General features: G+C 59.3%; 1 protein-coding gene. It reads left to right on the top strand.

All coding sequences use genetic code 11. The features are described 5' to 3' along the window. The coding region (icmH, locus tag J5M58_RS25830) for a type IVB secretion system protein IcmH/DotU (RefSeq protein WP_207880148.1) at nt 1–688 on the top strand (688 nt) is incomplete at both ends.

Raw genomic sequence — 688 nt, 5'->3', positions numbered from 1 at the left:
CTTCCAGCTTCGCGGCGGCTTCGCCAACCTGATGCTTGACGCGGCCAACCCGCTGTTCGGCCTGGCCATTCGCCTGCAAACGCTGGATGACCTACCCAACATCGAACAGGTGCACAAGGCCCTGCAGATCCAGGTCAGCGCCATCCGCGACGAAATACAGCAGCACGGTTACTCCACTGTGCACCTCGAAGCTTATTCCTATGCCTTGTGTCTTTATCTGGACGAGACCGTGATGAGCCGCCCCTGGGGGAACAATTCATGCTGGAGCCACGAACCGCTGCTCAGCATCTTCCATGACGAAACCCAGGGTGGCGAGAAGATCTTCGTGTTGCTGGAGCGCTTGATGCAGTCGCCCAAGGAGTTCCAGGATGTGCTGGAGTTCCTGTACTTCTGCTTTTGCCTGGGCCTGAAGGGCAAGTACGCCCTGGACCCGAAGTGCGATGAAATCATCAATGCCCTGATCTCGCGAATGCACAAGGTCATTCGTGAACTGCGCGGCCCCACGCCGCAATTCGCGGGCGATCCGTATACCAACGTGGTCCACCGTCCCCACCGCATGCTGCGCCGGGAATGGCCCTGGTGGAGCCCGTTGGTGATCTCCGCCATCGCCATGGTCTGCGCCTACTGCTACTACAGCTACCGCCTGAGCTTGATTACCGCCGAAGTGCTGGAGTCGCTCAACGGCATT

Source organism: Pseudomonas sp. 32_A (assembly GCF_017490905.1).
In the GTDB taxonomy this organism is placed as follows: Bacteria; Pseudomonadota; Gammaproteobacteria; order Pseudomonadales; family Pseudomonadaceae; genus Aquipseudomonas; species Aquipseudomonas inefficax.
This window is presented reverse-complemented; position numbering and strand designations above follow the sequence as displayed.